The organism is Amaricoccus solimangrovi (assembly GCF_006385685.1).
Classification (GTDB): Bacteria; Pseudomonadota; Alphaproteobacteria; order Rhodobacterales; family Rhodobacteraceae; genus Amaricoccus; species Amaricoccus solimangrovi.
Genome location: NZ_VFRP01000002.1, coordinates 375,303 through 396,859, shown reverse-complemented (window position 1 = coordinate 396,859; position 21,557 = coordinate 375,303). Strand labels below are relative to the sequence as shown.

The window sequence follows — 21,557 nt, the reverse complement described above, 5'->3', positions numbered from 1 at the left end:
TCCCGTTGTCGTCAGCCGAGAAAGGCGCTGATGCGCTCTTGTGCCTCGTCGCTCTCCCAGCAATCCGCGAGCGCTGCGATCGAGGTCCCGATGTCGGCCGCCTCGTCGCCGCCGAGTCCGAGACACAGCGCCTTCGCCGCCGCGACGGCGCCCGGCGCCGTCCTCAGCACCGCCTCGGCCTGTCGGCGCACGCGCTCGTCCAGGCAGTCGGCGGGGCAGACCTCGTGCAGCAGCCCGGCCCGCAACGCGAAGTCGAGCGGGATCGCGTTGCCGGAGAAGAACACCTGCCGCGCCATTCCCTGGCCCATGCGGGCGACGACGAACGGGCCGATCGTCGCGGGGATCAGACCAAGCCGGGTCTCGGTCAGCGCGAGCTTCACCCCCTCGGCCGCGATCGCGACGTCGGCGACCGCGATCAGCCCGATGCCGCCGCCGAAGGCGTTGCCCTGCACCCGGGCGATCAGCGGCTTCGGCAGCGCGTTGAGCGCGGCGAGCATCGCAGAGAGCCGCCCGGCCTCGGCCATCTTGCCGGCGCGGTCGGCCGCCTGCTGCGTCCGCATCCACTCGAGATCGCCTCCGGCGCAGAAGCTCGGACCCGAGGAGGCGAGCACGACCGCGCGCACGCCGGCGTCGCCGCCGAGCATCGTGGCGGCCTCGGTCAGCTCGCCGATCATTTCCGCGCTCATCGCGTGGTGCTTGCCGGGCCGGTTGAGCGTGACGGTGGCGATGCCGTCCGCGTCGGACTCGACGAGGATCGTCTGGAAGCTCATGGCGCGGTCCTCACGAGCTTGGGCGCAGTCGCGACACGGTCGGACATGAAGGCCTCCGCGCGCCGCAGCGCCGTGAGATCGAGCCCCGCCTCCCAGCCGCCCGCCGCGAGCATCTGGACGAGCGGCACGGTCGAGACATTGCCCCTGGCGCCAGGTGCGTACGGACAACCGCCGAGCCCGCCGATCGCGCTGTCGAAGGTGCGAAGCCCGTGGCCGAGCGCGACCTCGACGTTGGCGAGCGCATTGCCGTCGGTGTCGTGGAAATGCCCGGCCAGCCGAGCGGGCTCGATCGTCGCCGTGAGCCGCGCGAGCAGCCGGTCGATAGCCTCCGGCGTGCCGCGGCCGATGGTGTCGCCAAGCGAGACCTCGTAGCAGCCCATGCCGAGCAGCGCGTCAGTGACCGACGCCACCGCCTCCGGCGCTACCGCTCCCTCGTAGGGGCATTCGACGACGCAGGAGACATAGCCCCGGAGGTGCAGGCCGGCGTCGAGCGCCGCGGCCGCGACCGGCGCGAAACGCTCGAGGCTCTCGGCGATGGTGCAGTTGATGTTCTGGCGGCTGAACCCCTCGGAGGCCGAGGCGAAGATCGCCACCTCGTCCGCCCCGGCCGCCTTCGCCGCCTCGAAGCCCTTCAGGTTCGGCGTCAGCGCAGCGTAGCGCACCCCCGGCGCGCGGCGGATGCCGGCCATCACCGCGGCGGCGTCGGCCATCCGAGGAACCCACTTCGGCGAGACGAAGCTTGTCGCCTCGATCCGGGTGAGGCCGGTGTCGGAGAGGAGGTCGATCAGCGCGATCTTGTCCCCGGTCGCCACGAGGCTCGGCTCGTTCTGCAGGCCGTCGCGCGGCCCGACCTCGTAGACGGTCACCCGCTCAGACATGCGCCTCCTCCCCCTCCGGCTGGCGTTCGCCGGGCGCGAACTCGACGAGGAGCGTGCCGTCGCTGACGTGGTCGCCGACCGCGCAGTGCACCGCCTGGACCACGCCGTCCGAGGCGGCGCGCAGGGAATGCTCCATCTTCATCGCTTCGAGCACCACGAGGATGTCGCCTTTGGCGACCTGGGAGCCGGCCTCGACCGGCACCGAGCGCACCAGCCCGGTCATCGGGGCGGCGATCCGGTTCTCGGCCGCGCCGCCCGACGGCTCGACCGCCAGCGGATCGATCACCGCGAAGTCGGTGATCCGCCCGTCGAGCAGCACCGAGACGGCGCTGCCCACTTTGGCGACGCGGGCGAGGAGGTTCCTGCCCCCCTGCCGGGCGCGCATCCAGTCGGGTCCGATCGTCACCGCCTCGAAGGTGACCGACCGCCCGCCGTCCTCGACCGCGATCTGGCGCGGGCCGAGCAGACGCAGGCCGCGCGCGACGAGCTGGCCGTCCGAAACGAGTTCGACACGCCGGCTCGCGGAACCCCAGAGCCGGAAGCCGAAGAACGGCCGGGCCGGGTCGAGGTCGAGCGCCGCCAGCGCCCCGAACAGCGTCGCGGCGTCGTCCGGCGGGCCGACATGGGTCAGCGCCTCCTGCTCGCGGCCGATCAGGCCGGTGTCCATCCGGCCGGCGGCGAAGTCGGGATCGAGGCAGAGCGCCTGCAGAAAACCGAGGTTGGTCGAAGTTCCCGAGATGTGCGTCCGGCCCAGCGCCTGGCGCAGCCGGAACAGCGCCTCCGCGCGGCCCGCGGCATGGGTGGTGAGCTTGGCGATCATCGGGTCGTAATGCGCGCTGATCCGGTCGCCGCCGCGTACGCCGGTATCGACGCGGGCGCCGTCGGGGAAGGCGACGTGAAGCAGCGGGCCGGGCGCCGGTAGAAAACCCTTCGCCGGATCCTCGGCGTAGACGCGGGCCTCGAAGGCGTGGCCGTTCAGCGGGATCTCGTCCTGCGCCAGCGGCAGTGCCTCGCCGGCTGCGACGCGGAGCTGCCATTCCACGAGGTCGAGCCCGGTGATCGCCTCGGTCACCGGGTGCTCGACCTGCAGCCGGGTGTTCATCTCCATGAACCAGAACCCGTCGGGCCGGAGCGGGCCGGATCCGTCGACGATGAACTCGATCGTCCCGGCGTTGTGGTAATCGACCGCCCTCGCGGCGCGAACCGCCGCGCCCGTCATGGCGGCGCGCACATCGGGGGGCATGCCCGGGGCGGGGGCCTCCTCGATGACCTTCTGGTGGCGGCGCTGCAGCGAGCAGTCACGCTCCCAGAGGTGCACGACGTTACCGTGGCGGTCACCGAAGACCTGCACCTCGATATGCCTCGGGGTGGTGATGTACTTCTCGATCAGCACCGCGGCGTCGCCGAAACTCGACTGACCCTCGCGCTGCGCTCCCTCGAGCGCGGCGGCGAAGTCGGCCGGATCCTCCACCAGCCGCATTCCCTTGCCGCCGCCGCCGGCGCGGGCCTTGATGAGGACGGGATAGCCGATCTTGTCGGCTTCGGCGGCGAGGAAGTCCGTGTCCTGGCGCGCGCCGTGATACCCCGGCACCACCGGCACTCCGGCCTCGGCCATCAGCGCCTTGGCGGCGTCCTTCAGCCCCATCGCGCGGATCGAAGCCGCGGACGGGCCGATGAAGGCGAGGCCGGCCGCCTCCACCGCGCCCACGAACCCGGGGTTCTCGGACAGGAAGCCATAGCCGGGATGGATCGCCTGCGCGCCCGCCGCGCGCGCCGCCTCGATGATCCGCTCACCGTTCAGGTAGCTCTCGGAGACCGGAGCCGGTCCGATGCGCACCGCCTCGTCGGCGAGCGCGCGGTGGCGCGCGTCCGCGTCGGCGTCGGAATAGACGGCGACGGTCGCGATGCCCATCTTGCGGGCGGTTTCGATGACGCGGCAGGCGATCTCGCCGCGGTTGGCGATCAGGATCTTCGCGAACATCGCTTCCCCCTACATCCGGAACACGCCGAAGCGTGTCTCCCCGATGGCCGCGTTCAGCGCGGCCCTGAGCGACAGCGCCACAACGTCACGGGTGGTGCGCGGGTCGATGATTCCGTCGTCCCAGAGCCGGGCCGAAGCGTAGAGCGGGTGCGACTGGGTTTCGAACTGGTCAAGCACCGGCTGCTTGAACGACGCCTCTTCCTCGGCGCTCCAGGCGCCTCCGCGACCCTCGATCGCGGCGCGGCGCACGGTCGCGAGCACACCCGCCGCCTGCTCGCCCCCCATCACCGAGATGCGCGCGTTCGGCCACATCCACATGAATCGGGGACCGAAGGCGCGGCCGCACATGCCGTAGTTGCCGGCGCCGAAGGAGCCGCCGACGACCACCGTGATCTTCGGCACCGCCGCGGTCGAGACCGCGTTGACGAGCTTCGCCCCGTCGGCGGCGATGCCGCCGGCCTCGTATTTGGAGCCGACCATGAAGCCGGTGATGTTCTGCAGGAACAGGAGCGGCGCCCGGCGCTGGCAGCAGAGCTCGATGAAGTGCGCTCCCTTCTCCGAGCTCTCGGAGAACAGCGCGCCGTTGTTTCCGACGATCCCGACCGGAATGCCGTCGATATGGGCGAAGCCGCAGACCAGCGTCGTCCCGAAACGCTCCTTGAACTCCTCGAAGTCGGAGCCGTCGACGATCCGGCCGATGATCTCGCGGATGTCGAAAGGAATCTTCGGGTCCGTCGGAACGACGCCGAGGAGGCCCTCGGCATCCATCGCCGGCGGCGCGGCCTCGCGCAGGGTGATCGAGGGCGCCGGCGGAGCCCCGAGATTCCGCACCGCCTGCCGGGCGAGCGCCAGAGCATGCGCGTCGTTCTCGGCGAGATAGTCGGCGACGCCGGAGAGCCGGGTGTGGGTGTCGCCGCCGCCGAGGCTCTCGGCATCGACCACCTCGCCGGTGGCGGCCTTCACCAGGGGTGGTCCGGCGAGAAAGATCGTGCCCTGTTCCCTGACGATGATCGTCTGGTCGCTCATCGCCGGCACATAGGCCCCGCCCGCCGTGCACGAACCCATGACCACCGCGATCTGGGTGATCCCCTTCGCGCTCATCCGCGCCTGATTGTAGAAGATGCGCCCGAAGTGGTCGCGGTCGGGGAAGACCTCGTCCTGGTTCGGCAGGTTCGCGCCGCCCGAGTCCACGAGGTAGATGCAGGGCAGGTTGTTCTCTTCCGCGACCTCCTGAGCCCTCAGGTGCTTCTTGACCGTGAGGGGATAGTAGGTACCCCCCTTCACGGTGGCGTCGTTGCACAGGATCATGCAGTCGCGCCCCGATACCCTGCCGATGCCGCCGATCACACCGGCCGCCGGAATGTCCGACCCATAGACCCCGTGCGCCGCGAAGAGTCCGAGCTCGAGGAACGGGCTGCCTGGATCGAGCAGGCGCGTGATCCGCTCGCGCGGCAGGAGCTTGCCGCGCGAGACGTGCCGCGCGCGTGACTTCTCGTCGCCGCCGAGGATGACCGTCTCGGCGAGCGCCCCGAACTCCTCGACGAGCCCGGTCATCCGCGCCACGTTGGCGGCGAAGTCGGGCGTGTTCGTCGAGAGCTTGCTGGTCAGCCGGGTCATCGCCGCCCCTCACTTCGTCTGTTCGAAGATTTCCCGCCCGATCAGCATCCGCCGGATCTCCGACGTTCCCGCCCCGATCTCGTAGAGCTTGGCGTCGCGCAGGAGCCGCCCGGTGGCGAACTCGTTGATGTAGCCATTGCCGCCGAGACACTGGATCGCCTCGAGCGCCACCTGTGTCGCCTTCTCCGCCGCGTAGAGGATGCACCCGGCGCTGTCCTTGCGCGTGGTCTCGCCGCGGTCGCAGGCCGCTGCCACCGCGTAGACGTAGGCGCGGCACGCGTTCATCGTCGTGTACATGTCGGCGAGCTTGCCCTGCATCAGCTGGAATGTGCCGATCGGCTGGCCGAACTGCTCGCGCTGGTGCACGTAAGGCACCACGATGTCGAGCGCCGCGGCCATGATCCCGATCGGCCCGGCCGCGAGCACGACCCGCTCGTAGTCGAGCCCGGACATCAGCACCTTGACGCCCTTGCCCTCTTCGCCGACCACGTTCTCGAAGGGAACGAGGCAGTCCTGGAACACCAACTCGCAGGTGTTCGACCCGCGCATCCCGAGCTTTTCGAGCTTCTGCGCCGTGGAGAAGCCCTCCATGTCGCGCTCGATCAGGAAGGCGGTGATGCCGCGCGGGCCCGCCTCGGGGTCGGTCTTGGCGTAGACGATCAGCGTGCTCGCCTCCGGCCCATTGGTGATCCACATCTTGTTGCCGTTGAGTACATAGCCGTCGTTCCGCTTCTTCGCCCGAAGCTTCATGCCCACGACATCGGACCCCGCGCCGGGCTCGGACATGGCAAGCGAGCCGACATGCTCGCCGGAGATGAGCCTCGGCAGGTACTTCGCCTTCTGCTCGGGCGTTCCCCAGCGGCGGAGCTGGTTGACGCAGAGGTTCGAATGCGCTCCGTAGGAAAGGCCCACCGACGCGGAGGCGCGCGAAATCTCCTCGAGCGCGACGCAATGGGCGAGGTAGCCCATGCCGGAGCCCCCGTCCTCCTCGGACACGGTGATTCCGAGCAGGCCGAGCGCGCCCATCTTCCGCCACAGGTCGGTCGGAAACGCATTCTCCGCGTCGATGCGCGCCGCTCGCGGCGCGATTTCATCGGCGGCGAAGCGGCGGACCATGTCGCGCAGCGCCTCGATCTCCTCGCTCAGCCCGAAGCTCATCACAGAATCGAACATCATGTTCTCCCAGTTGCGGTCGATGCCGCGTGCCGCGATCGGCATGGATGTGACCGTTCGCGATCCGGCCAAGATTGCTTGGGCGCGACCCGGCGCCGGGAACGCCGGATGTCGCGGCCATCGGCAGCCATAGCGGCATTCGGAGTGATCCGAACCGGCGAAGCGGCGCGGCATGTACCCACCTCGTTGTTGTCTGGTCCCCTCGCGAGCCAAATGCGTTTGACGGAAGCTACCGCGTCGGCGACTGTATTGGCCGCCAATTCCTGTGCAGAATGCGCCACGTGGAGGGACCATGCGTAGTGCGGCGTCTAGGCCGGGGACCCCGGCCGCCTTCGTTCGTGCGATCATGCAGGCCTATGAGCGCCGGGGAATGGACCCGAGATCGACCCTGCGGCGGGTAGGATTCGCCCCGGAGGAGGAGTTGCTCGAACCGGAAGGGTGGGTCGCCATCGAATTGTTCGAGGCGCTCTCGGGCCAGGCGATGCGCGAGCTCGACGACGAAGCGCTCGGCTGGTTCTCGCGGCGGCTTCCCTGGGGCAGCTATGGCATGCTGCTGCGTGCTTCGCTCACCGCGCCCAACCTGGAGGTCGCTCTCCGCCGGTGGTGCCGGCACCATGGTCTGCTCACCGACGATGTCCGGATCGAACCGGGGGTAGAGGACGCGGCCGCCGTGGTCCGCATCCGGGAGTTTCGGAGTCTCGGCGCCCTGCGCGAGTTCTGCCTCGTCAGCCTGCTCCGCAACCTGCACGGCGTCGCCTGCTGGCTCGCCGACTCGCGCATCGCGCTCATCGGCGCCAAGTTCCCCTTCCCGGCGCCGGCGCACGCCGAGGCCTACGGTCGGATGTTTGGCGGCGAGACCTCTTTCGACGCCAGCGAGGCCGAGCTGCGCTTCGACGCGGCCTATCTGCGGTTGCCGGTCGTCCGCGATGACGTGTCGCTGCGCAGGATGCTGCGGGACCCGATATCACTGATGGCGAGGCGATACCGTAACGACAGGCTGCTGTCGCAGAGGATCAGCAGTTTCCTCATGGCCAATGACGGCCTTCCCCCCGACGCGGAGGTGATCGCAGCGCGTTTCAACATCTCGGTGCGAAGCCTGCAGCGGCACCTGCGGAACGAGGGAACGTCGCTCCTTACCCTCGCGTCCAAGGCCCGGCGCGTTCGGGCGGAAGCCATGCTCCGCCGCGGCGACGTACCGCTAAAGCGCGTTGCGCGCGTCGCCGGCTACGGCGACGAGTCGAGCTTCGGGCGCGCGTTCCGTCGCTGGACCGGCCAGAGTCCCGCCGAATTCCGACGGAACGAATCTTCGCCCGCCAAAGTCTTGCCTTCCGACCTGTAACCACACCGCGTCTGGGTGATCAAACGGAGGTCGTTCCCAAGGCTTCCGGTCTGCGCCGGTGGCGTATGATACTGGGATCGCCTCCGGACTGATCTGAGGAAAATCAGCATGTTAGATCCAGAGGCTGTTCGACCGCAGCCCCCCGTTCGGGCGCGTCGACCTGGTAGGGCTGCGCGACGTAGCCGATGGTCATCCACTCGGCGAGCGCCTCGTCGCGATGCCGGCTCCAGTAGATGGCGTGAACCGTCAGGCGCAGGGTCAGCAGCAGCGTGACGACGAGCGTGAACCCGAAGGCGATGAGCAGGGCGCGGTGCTCGTGCCAGAGGCTCCGGAGCACGACGCGAGCCGGGCGCCGGCCGCTCATCGCGGCGACGCCCGGAGGCGAGGCCGAAGAGCAACGCGATCGCGAGCCACCTCTCCGGCGCTGGCCGGCGCGTGGCCCGACGCGCGGCCCTACCTGGTACGTGAGGGGCTGGGCCTCGAGGCAGGGCGCTACCAGGGACCGCGTTTGGCGGACGTCGGCAGGCACCGGCCACACTCCAGCGATCACGGGGCATTGGTCGTCGACTTCCCTGGGCCGTGTGGACGAATTGACTCAGGTATCGCTTTCCGGGTTCCCGCGCTGCGACTTGTCTGATTCACGGAGAGCCGACCTTGGGAGAGTTGGCGATGTCCACGAAGATGAACGAAGCGGATTGGGTGATGGCGGTCGAGGTGTTCCGGGCCTGCCTGCCGGCGCGCGGGGCGAAGGCTCGGAACGACCGGCTGTTCCTGGAGGCGCTGCACTTCTTCGCGGTTCGCAACATCACTTGGCGGGCACTGCCGGAGCGGTTCGGTCCCTGGAACAGCGTCTGGAAGCGGTTCTCGCGCCTGAGCCAGGCGGGGGTGTTCGAGGCATTCTTCGCCCTGCTCGCGATGAAGGGAGGTGTCCGGAATGGCTGAGGATCCCATGGTGGCGCCCATGAACGCGCCCCGCGCCCGCGTCAGCCGGCGCTGCTTCCTGATCGCGATGTGCGCCTCGGGCGCGGTCTTCGGCTTCCCGCGCGCGTCCGGCGCGGCGATGAATCCCGGCGCGCTGGACGGCCTGCCGGTCGCCGCCGCCGGCGCGCGGTTCGAACCGACGATCTGGTACTGGATCGATGCCTCGGGCGCGGTCAACGTCAAGGTGATCCGCGCCGAGATGGGCCAGCACATCGGCACCGCGATCGCCCGCATCCTCGCGGACGAGCTCGGCGCGAACTGGGACGACGTCCATGTCGAGCATGTCGACAGCGATGCGAAATGGGGGATGATGGTAACCGGCGGCAGCACCTCGGTCTGGGAAAGCTGGCCGGTCTACCGCGAGGCGGGCGCGGCGGGCCGCGTCGCCCTCGCGCGGAAGGCGGCGGAGATCTGGGGCATTGATCCGGCTTCGGTCACGGTCGAGAACGGCGTCGTCTCGGGCGGTGGCCGGTCCGCGGGATTCGGGGAACTGGTCGCCGGGGGGATCGAGACGACCTATACCGAGGAGGAACTCGACGCCCTGCCGCTTCGGCCGCGCTCCGAGATGCGGCTCATCGGCAAGGATCTGCCCGCGCTCGACATCGCGCCGAAGACGACGGGCCAGGCGATCTACGGGATCGACGCGCGCGTCGAGGGCATGGTCCATGCCGTGCCGATCCTGCCGCCCACGCGTTACGGCTGCGCGATCACGGCCATCGACGAGTCCGGCGCGGCCGGCATCGGGGGCTATCGGCGGACGCTCCGGCTCGACGATGCCTCGGGCACGGTGCCCGGCTGGGCGATGGTGATCGCCGACACGCACTGGGCGGCGCTGCGGGCGGCGGAGCGGATCAAGGTCTCCTGGTCGACGGGCGAGGCCGTCAATATCGGCGAGGCGGAACTGCAGGCCGAGAACCGCCGGCTGATCGAGGATCCGGCCGCCGGCGCCCTGCTCGACACCGGCGACGACGCGGTCGATCCGGTCTTCGCCGCGGCCGCCGACACGCTCGAGGCCGACTACACGACCCAGACCGTGCTGCATTTCCAGATGGAGCCCAGCAACGCGCTCGCCTTCCGGAACGCGGACGGGATCTGGGAGATCCACACCGGCTGCCAGTGGCAATCGCTCTGCCTGCCCTGGATCCAGACCGCGCTCGGCGTCGGAGACGGCGAGGTAGTGATGCGGACCTATCTGCTCGGTGGCGGCTTCGGCCGGCGGCTCAATGGCGATTACGCGGTGCCGGCGGCGCTCGCCTCGAAGATGCTCGACGACCGGCCCGTCAAGATGGTGCTGACACGCCCGGCGGACACGCATTTCGACAGCGTCCGCTCGCCGAGCATGGCGCGGATGCGCATGGCCTTCGACGCGGAGAAGAAGGTGACGGCGATGGACGCGGCCGTCGTCGCCGGCTGGCCGACCAAGCCGCTGGTGCCGGCGTTCATGCCGCCGGGGGTCAATGGTGTCCCTTATGATCCGTTCTCCACCAGCGGGATCGATCACTGGTACGAGGTCGGCGCGCAACGCGCCCGGACGATCCCGAACGAGCTCGCCGAGGCGACCTTCCGCCCCGGCTGGCTGCGCGCCGTCGGGCCGGGCTGGATCAATTTCTCGATCGAGAGCTTCATGGACGAGGCCGCGCGCCACATAGGGGTCGATCCGGTCCGGTTCCGGCTCGACCATCTGACCGCCGAGGGCCGCAACGCGGGGAGCGCGCCGAACGCGGTCGGCGGCGCGGCGCGGCAGGCGGCGGTGCTCAGGCGGGTGGCCGAGATCTCGGGCCATGGCACGGCGGACCTCCCGGCCGACACCGCGATCGGCGTCGCCACGACCTTCGGCCAGATGCGCGCCATGCCGACCTGGGTCGGCACCGCCGCGCGGGTCCATGTCGACCGCAAGACCGGCGCGGTCGAGCTCGGGAAGCTCTGGCTCGTCGTCGACTGCGGCACGGTGATCGATCCCGACGGCGCCCGGGCCCAGATCGAGGGCGCGGCGCTCTGGGGGGTGTCGATGGCGCTGCGCGAGGGGACGAGGTTCGTCGGCGGGCGCGTCGCCGACAGCAATCTCGACACCTATACCCCGCTCCGGATGGAAGACACGCCGGAGGTCGAGATCGAACTCGTCGACAGCGCCGAGGCGCCGGTCGGGCTGGGCGAGCCGGGCGTCACCGCCGTCGCGCCCGCGATCGCCAATGCGATCTTCGCCGCGGTCGGCGTGCGGGTCCGTCACCTCCCGATCACCGCCGAGGCGATCCGCGACGCCCTCGGCGCCTGATCCCGCGCGCGCGGAAGCCATGCTCCGCGCGGCGCGTTTTTTCCCGTGCGCCGTCGCGGTTCGCGCACCCGATGCGAAGCGATCCGCTCGCCAGCGTCACCGACCTCGCGCTCTTCGGCGGCGCCAACGCGCTGGCGGTCGAGGCGAGCCCCGGCACCTGGGAGGTGCTGCAGGTCGGGAGCGCCGAGCCGATCGCGCCCGGGCGCTACCGCCTCTCGCGACTGCTGCGCGGCCAGCGCGGCACGGAGGGCGCGATCGGCAACCCGACGCCGGCCGGCGCGCGGGTAGTCATGTTCGACGAGGCGCTCGTGCCGCTGCGGATCCCGGAGGCGGCGCTCGGGCTCGAGGCGAACTGGCGGTTCGGGCCGGCGTCGAAGCCGGTGGCCGATCGGTCGTATCGGCAGCTCGGCTTCACGCCGGAGGGCTTGGGCTTGCGGCCGTTCTCGGTCGCCCACGTTCGCCAGCCGTGGCGGACGGCCCGCGAGCCCGGCGGTCTCGTCATCGCCTGGACCCGTCGCTCGCGGGCGCTCGCCGCCGACAGCTGCACCGCGCCCGAGGTGCCGCTCGCCGAGGAGCGTGAGGCCTACGAGGTCGAGGTGCTCGACGGCTCGGCAGTACTGCGGACGCTGGCCACGTCGACGAACAGCGTCACCTACGCCGTCGCCCAGCAACTCGCCGACCTCGGCGCACTTCTTGGTCCCGGCGACACGCTTGACCTCCGCACCCTCCAGCTCTCCGCCCTCTTCGGGCGGGGCGCACCGGCTTCCGTCACGCTCGAGTTCTGACCATGTCCGACACCAGCACCCACCTCCTGCTGCCCTACCTCCTCGCGGCGCAGGCGCAGAAACATGTCACCGTCAATGAGGCCCTGCGGCTCCTCGAGGGGCCTCGTGCAGCTCGCCGTGCTCGACCGGCACCTGACCGCGCCACCGGCGAGCCCGGCGGACGGGGCGCGCTACATCGTCGCCGACGGCGCCACCGGCCTGTGGTCCGGCTGGGACCGCAACGTCGCCTATTGGGTCGATGGTGCTTGGACGCGGCTCGTGCCACGCACTGGCTGGCAGGCGTGGGTCGTCGACGAGGCGAGCTTCCTCGCGTGGACCGGCAGCGCCAGAGGTGGTCCCTGAAATCCGGACACCGCGCTAAGCTTGCCGGCAATGAGGATGAGGACGGACAGCGTGGCTGGCAAACGGAAGAAGTACAGCGCCGAGTTCAAGGCGAAGGTGGCGCTGGAGGCCATTCGTGGCGAGGCGACAATCGCGGAACTGGTGGTCAAGCATGGCGTGCACCCGACGGTGATCAACACGTGGAAGCGGCAGGCCATCGAAGGGATGGCGGGGGTGTTCTCGGGGAAGGCCGAGGCGCAGGCGGCCGAGAAGGAAGGCGAGATCGAGAAGTTGCACGCCAAGATCGGCCAGCTCCTGGTGGAGCGGGATTTTTTGGCGCGAGCCTCCGGACGATGAGCGCGGCCCGGAGGCGGGAAATGATCGATCCGCGGCATCCGTCGCTGCCGGTGGCGCGGCTCGTTAATCCGCGCGCACATCACACGATAAGCCCCCGGATGCTCCATGGCCCGGACCGATCGTTGCGAGGCGATCCTACACGAGGCTCTTTCCGGCGAAGCGCACTGGCTCCGGCCGCAGGTCGCCGCGCCTGACCATGTCCGTCAGTTCGCGCTTGAGGATCTTGCCGCTCGCGGTCAACGGGAACTCGGCGACCGTGGCATACCATTCGGGCATGTCGAATTTCGACAGGCCGGCCCGGGCGAGATGCTCCAGCATCTCCTCCGCGCGGACCTCTCCGATCACCGCGAGGCAGACCTTCTCGCCCAGACGGTCATCGGGAACGCCGAAGGCCGCGACCTTCTCGACGCCGGGGTGGGTCAGCGCCAGGGACTCGATCCGCGCCGGATAGATGTTGTGGCCGCCGCGGATGACGAGATCCTTGATCCGGCCATCGATCCGCAAGTTGCCCTGGTCGTCGAACGAGCCGAGATCGCCGGACAGCAGGTAGCCATGCCGGTTGAAGGTCTGCTCGGTCGCCGCCTGGTTGGCGAAATATCCCAGCATCATGGCCGCGCCGCGCCCGCCGATATTGCCGGACTGGCCCGGCGGCATCTCCCGGTCGGGTTCCTCGGGATCCCAGATCTTCACCTCGTAGGCGCGTCCACCCCGGCCACAGGTCCGGATCCAGACGTCCTTCGGGTCCGAGGGATGGGTATACTGGTGGGAGGAGCACTCGGTCATTCCGTAGATGTTCTGCGGCGCGATGCCCTGCTCGACGAAGGCCTCGGCCACGACCTCGGGGATCGGCGAGCCGGCCATGTAGAAGGTTTCGACCCGCCCCAGCCGCTCGAGGCCGGTCTTCTTCTGCTCGGCGAGAATGTCCATCGCATGTAACGGGACGCCCAGCACATAGGTCGCGCCGGTCTCGACCATCCATCCCATCGGCGTCACGCCCGCCGGCGGATCGTTGGTGATCAGCCGTCCGCCGCACACGAGCCATTGGCCGACGGCGACCCAGGCGATGTGATGCGAGAGCGGGCTCAGTGTCAGGATCGCGGAATCCTCCGAAAGCCCCCAATCGCGCGCCAGGTCCCGGGCATTGGCCAGCAGTGTGTTGCACGAGTGCATGACGCACTTCGGCCTGCCGGTGGTGCCGGAGGTGAAGGCGAGATAGACGACGCTGTCCGGATTGGAATGCGGAGGTTGCCCGGGACCGGCGCCGCAGATGGGAAAGTCGCCCGGCTTGTAGACCTTCCGCAGGAACGACAGTTTCCCAGCCATCGCGTCGAAGTCGCGCGCGTCTCCGTCGGCGCCCCACCCATCCTCGGTGACGAGCGCGCTGGCGCGCAGTTCCGTCAGCAGGTCGACGATCTCCGCGCAGGTATGGCTCCTGTGCAGCGACGGATTGCAGGCGATGCCTTCGCGCGAGCAGGCGAGGAAGGTGATCACCGCCTCGACCCGGTTCGACATCCAGATCGAGACGCGATCCCCGGCACCGATCCCTGTTCCCCGGAACGAAGCGGCCATCGCGTCGACCCGGCCCTTCAGCGCGCGCCAGTCGAGCTGGGTCCGGCCGTCGCGCAGCGCCGGCGCGTCCGGCCGGGCTTCCGCGTGTCCGGCCATCAGCGTGTAGAAGGTATCCGACGCCCAGAGACCCCGGTCATAGTACTCCCGCGCGGCCGTCGGATCATGCAATGTGAGGAATGGTCTCATGGACCCCCTCCCGCTGGTCGAGCTTGAAAGTCGCCGTGAGCGTCCGCGCCCGGATGTCCGAAGAATAGCACAATCGATCGCCGACCGGGGCAATTCCTGTCAGAATGCCACCTCGCCCTCTTGGCTCAGGGCGGAGTTCCGCTTGCATCCGCGCGCGTACAAGGCTCCGCCTTCGCCGACGGCGCGAACTCGTGGCGACCGGCTCCGGCCGCGCGCCACCCCATGACATCCCGAAGTTCGACGAGGCGACGGCGAGCATCACGACCAGCTACAACCTCGACGATCCGTTCGCGCCATGGATCATGGCCGCGGGCCAACCGCACGAGCATCTGATGGTGCATTTCTCGTCCGAGGACATGGCGGCGATGATGGGCGGCTCCGAGCGGTAACGTCGCAGCCAGCCCAAGGCCTTGGCCCGCGGCTCACTGGCCATGGGGAGAGGTGAGGAGCAGGAAGCATCCGGCGTTCACCGGGAAATGGCAGAGGGCGAGCGTCGTCCAGGCTGCGAAGGCCGCGCCTCCCCCCACACGGGCGACGCGGAGATCCCGGCGATCCGCGGCATGGCGGAGGCGCGCGGAGCAACGCCTCCTCGCTGGCGCACGTCGTCGGAAGGTTGGGCGCGGCCCATCGAAGCAACGCGGGGGGAGAGGGTGGGGTCCCGGTGCGCCTTCCGCCAAAGGCGCACCGGCTCACGTTGTCCTCCCAGGCTTCGGCCTGAACCCGGACGCGCGCCCGCGCCTGCCGGCAGGTGATCCCGGCCCGAGCCTTCGCTCCGGTCATCGGCGCTTCGCAGCGCGGCCACGCGGTCGTGCGAGCTTACCCGCGGCCGCCTTCCGGGGTATGAATCGGCACGGAGGCAAGCCGGTGCGTCATTCATTCGGGCCCTATGTTCTTGACGAGGACGCTCGCGAGCTCTTGCTGCGGGGCGCGCCGGTGGCCATTCAGCCTCGCGTCTTTGATCTGCTTGTCCACCTTGTCCGCAACGCCGGCCGCGCCGTTCCGAAGGATGAGCTGATGGATACGCTTTGGCCGGATGTCATCGTCACGGAGGCATCCCTGCATCGGCTGGCAAGTCTGGCCCGCCGGGCGCTTGACCCCGGAGGGGCCGGTTCAGCAATCCGCAGCGTCGCCCGTCACGGCTACCGCTTTTCGACCGACCAGTTGGACATCGCCACCGGGACATCGGCCGAGAGCGCGGCGGGGGGGCACAGCGACACACCTTCGAAACCGAGGCTCGCCGCGATCCTCGCGGCCGGCGTCGTCGGCTCCGGCACGTGGGCGCGGCGCGACGGCGGCGGCGCGGTCCGGACCGTGAAGGGGCACATCAATGCCTTCGAGCCCCATCTCGCACTGCATCATGGCCGCGTCGTCAGGAACATGGGGGACGGGTTCCTGGCGGAATTCCCTTCGGTCCTGGAGGCGGTCGCATGCGCCGTGGCTTTGCAGAAGATCGCCGTGGAGCGAAACCAGAGGCTGGGATCGGCCGATCGGGCCATGTTTCGGATTGGCGTGCACGCCGGCGACGTCATCGAGGACGACGGCGATATCTCCGGCGACAGCGTCGACATCGCGTCGTGCCTCGAAGACATGGCGGCGCCGGGCGCGATCGCGGTCTCCGCCAGCGTCTTCGAAGACGTCAACGGACGACTGGACCTCGCTTTCAGGGACCGAGGGCGGCGGACGCTCAACAGCGTTCAACGGCCTCTCAAGGTGTTCGAGATCGAAATCGGCGTCGCTGCGATACCGAGGCGGCCACGGCCTGAACTTCCGGACAAGCCGTCGATCGCCATCTTGCCCCTGAAGGCGCTTTCGGGGAACGCCGAGGACGAATTCCTCGCCGACGGACTGACCGACGATCTGACCACGGCGCTCTCGAGCGTTCCGTGGCTCTTCGTCATCGCGCGCAATTCGGCCTTCACCTACAAGGGGCTGGCGATGGATATCCGCCGGATCGGCCGGGAACTCGGCGTGAGGTACATCGTGGAAGGCAGTGTGCGACGCTCCGGAGAGCACGTAAGGATATCGGCGCGGCTGGCCGACGCGGCGGACGGAAGGCAGATCTGGGCCGACAGGTACGACGGCGAGCTTGGGGACGTCTTCGACCTTCAGGACAGGATCGTCGGCGAAGTCGTCCGGGCCGTCGCGCCGCGGGTACAATCCGCCGAGATCCGGAAATCGACCCGAAAGCGACCGGACGACCGCACGTCTTACGATCTATACCTCAATGCGCTCGGCCATCTGCGTTGCGCGAGAATTACCGAGGCCAGGACCCTCTTGCGAAAGGCGATCGAAGTCTATCCTGACTTCGCCGGTGCAAGAGCGATACTGGCATGGTGTACGACCTTGCAGGTCGCGTGGCAGTCGCCTGAAGAGCACAGGAAACTCCGCGAAGAGGGGGCGGGCCTTTGCAGGGAGGCCCTCGAAAGCATGCAGCGTGACCTCGAAACCGAAGCATACGCGGGGTATTCGCTTGCCTTCCACATGCTCGATGTCCAGCGGGGCATGGAACTGGTGGCCCATGCCGTGGAGGATTGCCCCAGCTTTGCCTGGGCCTGGACGTCGCGCAGCTTCCTGGAATCCTTCTTCGGCGATCCGCGCCGCGGCCTCGAGTTCGGCGAACGCGCGTTTCGTCTGAACCCGCGGGATCCGCTGATCTTCCGGACATTCCACGCCTTGGCCACCGCCTATGCCGGCCTCGGCGACTATCAGAAGGCGTTGGAGATCGCAGAGGAAGGCTTGAAACACAACTCGAACATATTCGCCTTGAAGCTTCAGAAGATATCCGCCTTGGCAAGAATGCGCCGTCTGGATGAGGCCAGAGCGGAGGCAAGAAAACTTCTTGGAGCGCAACCGGGATTTCGTATCGCGGGCTTTCAGAGCTATAGAGGAAAATTCCAGGGCTCCTCTGACATGATCCACGACTTTCGGGTAAGCGGTCTGCCGGAATAGAGTCAACTGAGCCGCGAATGCGCGCGCGCCCGCCGATGCGGAGGGGCGGCGGAGCGGAGACCCGAGCGGCGCGATCAGCCACCGGCCGGGAAGGACGTTGATCCTACCTCACTGAGCCAGATGACCCGTTTGGGGGACCCCGAGGCGGGAGCCATGAAGCGGGTAGGAGGCAACGGGTTCCCGGGAGGGGGCACCCGGCAGGGCGAATTGTCGTGCGCGCCACCGGGGTTCATCCTCTGGTCGCGGGGCCGAATTTCCGCGCTCCCGCGCGGTAGCCGGGCCGTCGGCCCGAGGAAGCCGTCCCAGTAGCAGCCAGGAAGGAGTGTCGAAATGGCTCTCTACGAGGAAGACATGTTCGACGATCTCGCCTACGACGAGGCCGAAGGCGCTGCGGACGCCTTCGGCGACGAATTCGACGAATACGAGGATTTCGACCAGTACGACGAGATGGACGCCTATGACGAGTTCGACGAATACGACGAGCTCGAGGCGATGGGCGATTTCGGCGACGCGGCGGACGCCTATGACGAGTTCGACGAATACGACGAGTTCGACGAGGGCGGCGGCTACGAGGAGGACATGTTCGACTCCGCGCTGGCCTACGCGCTCGCCGCGGAGGACGAGGACGAGTTCTTCGGCAAGCTGTTCAAGGCGATAAAGGCGGGCGTCAAGAAGGTGGCGCCGGTCATCGGCAAGGTTGCCCGCGTCGCCGGCCCGATCCTCTCGAAGATCCCGCATCCCTACGCGCAGATGGGTGCCAAGGCGGCCCAGCTGCTCGGCAAGCTGCGGATGGAGGGGGCCAGCGAGGAGGAGGCGCTCGAGGCCTTCGCGGAGCTCGCCGCCCGCGATCCGCGCGCGCTGCCCATCGTGGCGACGATCGGCGCCCGCACCATGCTGAAGGGCCGGGCCAAGACGATGAGTCCGGTCGCCCGCAAGAAGGCGGTCAGGGACGTCAAGGCGGCGGCGAAGACGCTGGTGCGCGCGCAGGGGCCGAAGGCCGTGCGGGCGCTGCCGAAGATCGTCCGGTCCTCGAAGAAGATCGCCGCCCGCAAGGGCACGCCGGCGCCGCTGCGCACGAAGGTGGTCAAGGCCGCCGCGGGCAAGGTCGCACGCAGCCCCGCGATGACCGCGAAACTGGCCCGGCCGTCGCGCAGGGCGGTCGTCGCGGTCAGGAAGGCGGGCGTGGCCCGGCCGGGCATGACCGGCTCGAGGAGCTTCACGATCGCCGGTCCCGCCCGCATCACGATCAGCGCGGCCTGAGCCGCGGGCTCTTGAACCTGGAGGATCCCGACCATGATCGCGGTCGCGACAGCGGAGTTCATCGACGCCAAGGTCCGGGCGCTCTCGGCCCGGTCCCGTCGGCTGACCGCGCTGACGCCGCGCCGAATCGGGATCCCCGAAACCCACGCCGGCTTCGCGCCCAGCCCCGCGCATTTCCGCGCCGCGAACAGCAGGCTCGCCGCCATTCACCGGCAGATCGGCACCCGTGTCGACTTCGTGCGTCGCAAAGCGGGGTCGGGGAACCCGCGCGGCGTTCTGGTGGCCATCGCGCTGGCCGAGCGCGAGGTCGATCGCGCGCGTCGCACCTTCGGGATGATCCACGAGATCTTCGCCCAGCGGAACGGCGGTTTCGCAGCGGCCCTCGCGGCGCACGACGCCATCGCCGCGGATTGCTACGCCGCGGTGCTGGCGGTGGCGCCGATGGTCTTCGACCACGGGATCCTGCGTCCGCTGACCTACATGGAACACGGCTATTCCCCGGCCACGATGCGCCGGGGCGTGGCGCTGGCGCGGCTCCTCGGCGAGTCCAATCCGTTTCCGGTCATCCGCATCCCCTGGGACCGCGACAACCCCTGGCAGTCGGTGTTCCTCCACGAGGTCGCGCACAACCTGCAGGCCGATCTCGGCGTCTGGCAGGAGACCGAGCAGGCGGTGACGCGGCGCCTCGTCGGTGGCCGCGCCGACCCGCTGGTGGCGACGGTCTATCGCCGCTGGCACAAGGAGATCTTCGCCGATCTCGCGGCGCTGCTGCTCGGCGGCACCGCCTCGGCCTGGGGAATGATGGATTTTCTCGCCCATCCCGGGCCCAAGGTGGTGACCTACCGGCCCGGCGGCGCGCATCCGACCGGCTTTCTCCGTGGCCTGATCCTCGCCGAGATGATGCGCCGGATGGGTTTCGCCCAGGACGCCGCCAAGGCGCGCGAGGTCTGGCGCGACCTGTACGGGACGGGGAGGGGCGGGCGCATTCCCACGCCGCTCCTGTCCTCGGCCAACCGGATCATCCCGGCGGTGGTGGACGAGATCGCCTTCCAGCCGCGCCGCAATCTCGCCCAGCGCGCCCTGGTCGACGTGATCCCCTACGGCCGCGAGGACGAGGCACGCATCCGCCGCGGCGCGGTGGAACTGATGAATGGCAGGATCCCCGACCTGCCACCGCGCTTTCTGGTCAGCGCCAGCCGGTTCGCGCTGACCATGGGAGCCAAGGCGGAGCCGCTGTCGGACACGGTGATCCGCCATCTGTCGCAACACGCGGCCCGCGAGCGGTCGCGGCCGGTCCTGCACAGGACGCAGGCGGCCTGATGGTAACCTGAGAGGTGACTGCCATGACCGAATCGACTGACCTCGGCCGCGCCGCCGCCCTTCGATCTCCGGGCACGGTCGTCGTGGACAACGTGATCCGCCGGTCCCTCCGCGTCGCCGATCCGACGGATCCAAGGCAGCTTGCCAGGGCGCTGCTCGACCGCTTCGCCGGCGACGCCGAGGCGATCCGGCGCGAGCGCGCCGGCACGCCGATCCAGATCCGCACCGCGCCGCCGCCGGTGATCGCCGAGGCGGGCGCCGGGCGCGCGGAACTCGCGGAGGCTCAGTCCGACCTCGACTGCGACCTCGACGCGTTGGTGAACGAGAGCCAGATCAAGGACATCCAGCCCGAATTGCGCGGCTGGGCCAGCGCGATCCGCGCCGCCGCCCGCGATGGCGTCGCCTATGCCCGCCTCGCCCTCGGGGCGGCGGAGCGCGACCGCGCCTTCGCCGCCCGCCGCGCGCTCACAGACTACGCCCGGCTCTCGCGGTATCTCGCCGCGCTCACCGGCTGCGTGCCGGGCCTGTTCTGCCGGCTGGCCCAGAGCTGCGACAACATGGGCGCGCTGATCCTGGTCACCGCGGGCGAGGCGCTGGCCGCCGGCGGGGTGACAAGCACCTCGGTCATCCTGCAGTCGGCCTCCTCCGAGCTGCAGGTGCGTCGCGAGACGGTGCTCTCCGCGTTGCGCGCCCTCCAGGGGTCGGCGCGGGAGGTGTCGGGGCAACGGGACTGGCCGCGCGGCGTGGTCGCCTTGCGGCAGCTTCACCGCGCGCTCGAGGATACCGGCGCCACCGATCTTCGCGCCTATCTCGACGAGGGTTACCTGGCGAATGTGTTCGACGAGATGATCGCGCTCGTCTCGGGCCGCGACGCCGAGGGGATGCGGGCGCTCGGCGCGACCTCCGTCGTCACGGTCGCGCAGCTGGAACGCTTCCTGCGGGTCGCCAATGGCGTCGCCTCGCCCGAAAGCCCGCCGCTGACCAGCTTCCTCGCGGCGATCCAGTACTTCATCGACGCGTTCGGCGCGGCGCGCTCGGGCCACCGGCTCGTGTTCATCGCCCGCCCGCCGCTCCTGTTCTACGGGCTCTATGGCATGAGCCGCCCGGACGGCGTGACCGAGCTGCTGCTCGAGATCATCCAGCAGCGCGGCCGTTTCGCCGAGGCGCTGGACTGCTTTTGCTGCTGCTGCTGCGACGAGGACGCCGCGAGGATCCTGGTGATCGGTGGCAAGGCGCTCTACGACATCGACCGCGCCATCGATCTGCTCGCGCAGGCGCCCTCGGGATTTACCGACGCGCTGCTGACCGCTCTCGCCTACGGGTTCGTCGTCCGCGCGGTCCGCGACGCGCTGAAAGTCCCGTCGGGCGGCAAGCAGCCACCGCTGAGCCTGGTGGGTCCGTTGAACCGCATGAGGGCGGCGGCGAGCACCTTCTTCCAGAGCCTGCCGCCCACGTTGCGGCAACCCGGCGCCGATGAGCTGAACCGCCGCGCCCTGGCGGTCCACGCGGTGCTCTGCGCGCAGATCGCCACGGAAAGAAGCTGGATCGACCTGGTGACGAACATGTCCGCCAAGTGCAACCACGACCTTCTCGGGCGCCGGGGGTCCGAGGCCGCGACGGTCACGCTGCTCAACAAGGCGATCGACGACCTGAAGCAGGTCACGCGGGGCACGACCTATCCGCCCTGCGGATCGGTATCGATCACGATCCCCCGCGACGACGATGTCTCGCTGGAGGATATCGCTGCCAAGCTCGCGCCGGATGATCTGTCGCTGGGCAGGAAGCTCTGAGGGGAAAGT

General features: G+C 69.3%; 16 protein-coding genes and 2 pseudogenes. 11 read left to right on the top strand and 7 right to left on the bottom strand.

Features of this window, described 5'->3' with window-relative positions:
- Positions 1-11: 11 nt before the first annotated feature.
- Genes FJM51_RS04400 through FJM51_RS04380 form a run of 5 tightly spaced genes read right to left on the bottom strand, consistent with a single transcriptional unit; the run spans position 12 to position 6,419 of the window.
- Positions 12-770: an enoyl-CoA hydratase-related protein gene (locus FJM51_RS04400; protein WP_140452886.1), complete on the bottom strand. Its 759-nt coding sequence runs from the start codon at positions 768-770 to the stop codon at positions 12-14.
- On the bottom strand, positions 767-1,648 hold the full coding sequence (locus FJM51_RS04395; RefSeq protein ID WP_140452885.1) for a hydroxymethylglutaryl-CoA lyase: 882 nt from the start codon (positions 1,646-1,648) through the stop codon (positions 767-769). Before FJM51_RS04395 ends, FJM51_RS04400 begins: the two co-directional genes overlap by 4 nt.
- On the bottom strand, positions 1,641-3,629 hold the full coding sequence (locus FJM51_RS04390; protein ID WP_140452884.1) for an acetyl-CoA carboxylase biotin carboxylase subunit: 1,989 nt from the start codon (positions 3,627-3,629) through the stop codon (positions 1,641-1,643). The genes FJM51_RS04395 and FJM51_RS04390 overlap by 8 nt, the downstream gene beginning before the upstream one ends.
- A gap of 9 nt (positions 3,630-3,638) precedes the next feature.
- Positions 3,639-5,246 (bottom strand): carboxyl transferase domain-containing protein, encoded by a 1,608-nt coding sequence (locus tag FJM51_RS04385; protein ID WP_140452883.1) that lies wholly within the window; start codon positions 5,244-5,246, stop codon positions 3,639-3,641.
- A gap of 9 nt (positions 5,247-5,255) precedes the next feature.
- Positions 5,256-6,419, bottom strand: coding sequence for an isovaleryl-CoA dehydrogenase (locus FJM51_RS04380; RefSeq protein WP_140452882.1), 1,164 nt, complete (start codon positions 6,417-6,419; stop codon positions 5,256-5,258).
- A gap of 292 nt (positions 6,420-6,711) precedes the next feature.
- Here FJM51_RS04380 and FJM51_RS04375 point away from each other — a divergent pair, with 292 nt between their 5' ends.
- Entirely contained in the window at positions 6,712-7,758 is a 1,047-nt protein-coding gene (locus tag FJM51_RS04375; RefSeq protein ID WP_140452881.1) for an AraC family transcriptional regulator, read from the top strand.
- A gap of 103 nt (positions 7,759-7,861) precedes the next feature.
- On the opposite strand, the gene FJM51_RS04370 is transcribed toward FJM51_RS04375, so the two are convergent.
- Positions 7,862-8,122 carry a hypothetical protein gene (locus FJM51_RS04370; protein WP_140452880.1) on the bottom strand — a complete coding sequence of 87 codons (261 nt, stop codon included), beginning with the start codon at positions 8,120-8,122 and terminating at the stop codon, positions 7,862-7,864.
- A gap of 305 nt (positions 8,123-8,427) precedes the next feature.
- Between FJM51_RS04370 and FJM51_RS04365 the strand changes: the two genes are divergently transcribed.
- The 5 genes and pseudogenes from FJM51_RS04365 to FJM51_RS04345 all read left to right on the top strand — a co-directional run.
- Positions 8,428-8,700 carry a transposase gene (locus tag FJM51_RS04365; protein WP_140452879.1) on the top strand — a complete coding sequence of 91 codons (273 nt, stop codon included), beginning with the start codon at positions 8,428-8,430 and terminating at the stop codon, positions 8,698-8,700.
- A complete protein-coding gene (locus FJM51_RS04360; RefSeq protein ID WP_140452878.1) occupies positions 8,693-11,011 on the top strand; it encodes a xanthine dehydrogenase family protein molybdopterin-binding subunit in 2,319 nt (772 codons plus the stop codon). The genes FJM51_RS04365 and FJM51_RS04360 overlap by 8 nt, the downstream gene beginning before the upstream one ends.
- Positions 11,012-11,088: 77 nt before the next feature.
- A pseudogene (locus tag FJM51_RS04355) lies at positions 11,089-11,796 on the top strand (GTA baseplate fiber-binding domain-containing protein); the annotation flags it as partial.
- Between the two features lie 63 nt (positions 11,797-11,859).
- Complete coding sequence (locus tag FJM51_RS04350) at positions 11,860-12,138, top strand: DUF2793 domain-containing protein (RefSeq protein WP_233712966.1); 279 nt, start codon at positions 11,860-11,862, stop codon at positions 12,136-12,138.
- 51 nt (positions 12,139-12,189) lie between these two features.
- A pseudogene (locus FJM51_RS04345) lies at positions 12,190-12,533 on the top strand (transposase); the annotation flags it as partial.
- Positions 12,534-12,609: 76 nt separating this feature from the next.
- Here the strand turns inward: FJM51_RS04345 and FJM51_RS04340 are convergent.
- The gene (locus FJM51_RS04340) at positions 12,610-14,229 is read right to left on the bottom strand and encodes a class I adenylate-forming enzyme family protein (RefSeq protein ID WP_140452876.1); all 1,620 of its coding nucleotides are present in this window, start codon (positions 14,227-14,229) and stop codon (positions 12,610-12,612) included.
- 191 nt (positions 14,230-14,420) lie between these two features.
- Here FJM51_RS04340 and FJM51_RS04335 point away from each other — a divergent pair, with 191 nt between their 5' ends.
- The 5 genes from FJM51_RS04335 to FJM51_RS04315 all read left to right on the top strand — a co-directional run bounded on the left by FJM51_RS04335 (position 14,421) and on the right by FJM51_RS04315 (position 21,548).
- Positions 14,421-14,618 (top strand): hypothetical protein, encoded by a 198-nt coding sequence (locus FJM51_RS04335; protein WP_140452875.1) that lies wholly within the window; start codon positions 14,421-14,423, stop codon positions 14,616-14,618.
- Positions 14,619-15,093: 475 nt separating this feature from the next.
- The gene (locus tag FJM51_RS04330) at positions 15,094-17,178 is read left to right on the top strand and encodes a winged helix-turn-helix domain-containing protein (RefSeq protein ID WP_181164441.1); all 2,085 of its coding nucleotides are present in this window, start codon (positions 15,094-15,096) and stop codon (positions 17,176-17,178) included.
- 330 nt (positions 17,179-17,508) lie between these two features.
- On the top strand, positions 17,509-18,438 hold the full coding sequence (locus FJM51_RS04325; RefSeq protein WP_140452873.1) for a hypothetical protein: 930 nt from the start codon (positions 17,509-17,511) through the stop codon (positions 18,436-18,438).
- A 33-nt stretch (positions 18,439-18,471) separates the two neighbouring features.
- Positions 18,472-19,758: a hypothetical protein gene (locus FJM51_RS04320; protein ID WP_140452872.1), complete on the top strand. Its 1,287-nt coding sequence runs from the start codon at positions 18,472-18,474 to the stop codon at positions 19,756-19,758.
- Positions 19,759-19,781: 23 nt separating this feature from the next.
- Positions 19,782-21,548 carry a hypothetical protein gene (locus tag FJM51_RS04315; RefSeq protein ID WP_140452871.1) on the top strand — a complete coding sequence of 589 codons (1,767 nt, stop codon included), beginning with the start codon at positions 19,782-19,784 and terminating at the stop codon, positions 21,546-21,548.
- The last annotated feature ends 9 nt before the right edge of the window (positions 21,549-21,557 follow it).